We start from the raw sequence: 2,736 nt of genomic DNA, 5'->3' as shown, positions 1-2,736 counted from the left end.
GTAGGCGTACCGGTTGTGGCAGTTCTCCGGCTTGGGCCTGGAGAGCCTCTATGTCAAAAAGATGCAGAACCGGCAGGGATGCTCTGCCCCCTACTGCCAGGGCGAAAAGCATTGCCCAGCCGACGATGCAAAGCTGTAGAACGCGCCGATGGATCAAAGCCGACTTCTACCTATCTCCCTACCAGGTTAGTGGCTCGGCGGGCAGGCGTCGATTTTCAACTGCGAAGTCTGCATCACGATCCCCCACGACACCCCACCCTAGGTGTGCTGGAACTTCAACCTGAGGCAGGACGGAGCTTTGCTTGCTACATCGGAAGTCCGCCTGGGGATCCCCATGTTTGGGCAGGATATCCATTAGCATGAGTTCCAGGGGCTGGCCAAACGGGACGCGAGGAACCGCGCGAAGTGGCAAAATCGGACTGCCGGGCGCCGGGTTGTGGGGAGAGCCCCAACAAAATCGCAGGTGAGGTCGCAAACCATGGCACCGACTTGGCAGACAGATGGGCACACTTGGTTTCTTCTGCCCGCTCAACCCCGTGCCGTAATTCACTTTCTGGGCGGAGCGTTTGTGGGAGCTGCCCCGCAAGTGTTCTACAGCCGCCTGCTCGAAGAACTGGCCCGCATGGGCATGGCCATTGTGGCTACCCCCTACAGCACCGATATCGATCACGCTCAACTGGCTCTCAATGCAGCCCAATCTTTGCACAGAAGCCTGCAAAGCAAAAATTTGCTAGGTCTACCCCTGTTTGGCTTGGGCCATAGCCTGGGCTGTAAGTTGCAGATCCTCTCTTGTCTGGCCATGGGATCCCAGCGGCGAGGCAATATTTTCCTGGCCTACAGCAACGCCGGGCTGGATCGGGCTCTGCCCTTGCTGCGGCTGTTGGCTCAAGCTTGGCCTCAACAACAACTGTCCGATCTGTGGCGGATGTGGATGGGATCCTCTTCGCCGCCTGTGAACCTGTGGTTGGAGTTCGAGCCTTCTCCGGCAGAAACCAATCGCTTAATCGAGGAGCAGTATCCGGTCAGCAACAACCTGCTCGTGGAATTTCGCCACGATGATATCGACGATGTTCCTCTGCTTTACCAACAGCTTTGCCGCAAGTATCGAAGTTACACAGAATGGCAACACTTGGAAGGGGATCACCTAACTCCGCTGGGTTTTAGCTACCCTTTCCCAGTTGGGGAAGAATTCAGCCCCATCGATGCTTTTGGACAGTTGATTTACCAAAGCTGGCTGGCCCCCAACCACCAGATGATCCGCAGCATTCAAGCCTGGCTATCCACCCACCTCGCCTAGTCAAGCCAGCTCAGATCGGAAAGCAGATCCAGATCTTGAGAGTGGGAAAAGGAGGAGTGCGCCTGGAGATGAAACAACATCTGTAGGGTGTCGCTCATGAGAAAGTAACAGGTCAAGACGCCACCGGCAGCCGCGGCCACCAGTGTCCCGGCCAACATGCGCGAGAACTCCTGACTCTGAAAAGCCTGCTCCATCAGGCGCAGGGCCCAGAATCCCAACAGGACAACAATAGCAAGGATGATCAACATATCGTAATCTATCGTAACAAGTCTGCTGCCCAACGGCCATTGGCAAAGTTGAATAAGAATATAAAGAACCTGGTTGCCCCTCATGCTCGATGACTCGGCGTCGGTGTGCAGAAGTGCCTGGATCTGTAGTCCTTTCCGGTTGGCCTTGTTGCGGGCCATGAGCACAAAAGGGATCCCGCCGGCGAGATCGCAGATCACCGACCGGTATCGTCTGGCTCCTCTGGGCCGGCAGTTGCTGCAAGATCTGGAGAGGAGTGAAGCGAGGATCTCCGCAAGCTGGGCAGAACAGGCTGACCTGCTGGCGACTGCTCTCCTGAGGATCCCCTACACTGGAGCTAATTTTCGATGGTCGCCCTGGAGGTGAGATGTGTTACGGCCAAAGTTGAGGCGTGTGCCCGGATCCCTGGCACTTCAACGTTCTCTTCAAGCTTCTTTGCAACAGCGCAGCCGGGCGATCAACCGTCGCCGCACACTGCTCTACCGCAGAACTCGCTTGCTCCACCGACGCAACTTGCCCCTTTACCTGCGCAACTTGCTGTTGCAGTACCGCACCAGCTTTATCTACAACCTCAAAGCCAGGCCCGTGATCAGAACTCGCTAGAGAATGTCGAGCTATCTTTTCACTCTCAGCGCAATAGTCTTCACAGCGCGAAAAATAGGCAGATGGCGATGGACATCGCCCTACCGGAAAAGCCTGGATTTATAGTCAAAAATTGTTCTCTGTAAGCCTTATCTCCCCCTTCCTTCTAAGAGAGAGGCTGGGCTCCCTCCGAGAGAAAAGAGTTGGAAGTGGGAGCCAAGCTAAGGCTACCGAATTGTGAAGCGGCCAACTCCTATCTTCTCGCCGTTGACCTGAACCTCGACACGGTAGCGCCCGGTGTAGGGTTGGCTGAAGCTGAGAAAGCCTTGCACCGTGTCGGCCAAGGGATCCCAGGGAAAATCAAACTTGCGGATCAGTTGCTCGCCCCCGGCTTCTCCGCCCTCGTAGTACCAAAGCATCTCCACCTGGGCGTTGGCAGGGAGGCTGCCCACCGGCAAGATGGCCCAGACTAGGGTATCGGTGGTCTTGAACTCGGTTGTGACCTCGCCAGGGCTGCCGTCTGCCCGACCTCGGTGCAGGCTGATCACGCTTGTCCCCGCCTCGTTTGGGGCCTTCTGGCTGTAGGCGCGGGCATCCGCTTGCGCTTCCTG

Annotated in this window: 3 protein-coding genes and 1 pseudogene; 2 read left to right on the top strand and 2 right to left on the bottom strand. The window is 56.8% G+C overall.

Annotated elements, in window-relative coordinates; all coding sequences use genetic code 11:
• The first annotated feature begins 478 nt into the window (after positions 1-478).
• A complete protein-coding gene (locus NW857_RS10065; protein ID WP_414335863.1) occupies positions 479-1,297 on the top strand; it encodes a DUF1350 family protein in 819 nt (272 codons plus the stop codon).
• Here the strand turns inward: NW857_RS10065 and NW857_RS10060 are convergent.
• Positions 1,294-1,545, bottom strand: coding sequence for a hypothetical protein (locus tag NW857_RS10060; protein WP_414368846.1), 252 nt, complete (start codon positions 1,543-1,545; stop codon positions 1,294-1,296). The genes NW857_RS10065 and NW857_RS10060 overlap by 4 nt on opposite strands.
• 367 nt (positions 1,546-1,912) lie before the next feature.
• On the opposite strand from NW857_RS10060, the gene NW857_RS10055 reads away from it, so the two are divergent.
• A complete protein-coding gene (locus NW857_RS10055; protein WP_414337264.1) occupies positions 1,913-2,146 on the top strand; it encodes a hypothetical protein in 234 nt (77 codons plus the stop codon).
• A gap of 206 nt (positions 2,147-2,352) precedes the next feature.
• Here NW857_RS10055 and NW857_RS10050 read toward each other — a convergent pair.
• Positions 2,353-2,736: pseudogene (locus NW857_RS10050) on the bottom strand (hypothetical protein); the annotation flags it as partial.

This window comes from Synechococcus sp. H55.9 (genome assembly GCF_047462355.1).
GTDB lineage: Bacteria > Cyanobacteriota > Cyanobacteriia > Thermostichales > Thermostichaceae > Thermostichus.
The sequence above is the reverse complement of the archived record's forward strand: the minus strand, read 5'-3'. Positions and strand labels throughout refer to the sequence as shown.

Coding starts and splice junctions, on each gene's coding strand:
- NW857_RS10065 (WP_414335863.1), top strand. CDS start 479: ATGGCACCGACTTGGCAGACAGATGGGCACACTTGGTTTCTTCTGCCC.
- NW857_RS10060 (WP_414368846.1), bottom strand. CDS start 1,545: ATGTTGATCATCCTTGCTATTGTTGTCCTGTTGGGATTCTGGGCCCTG.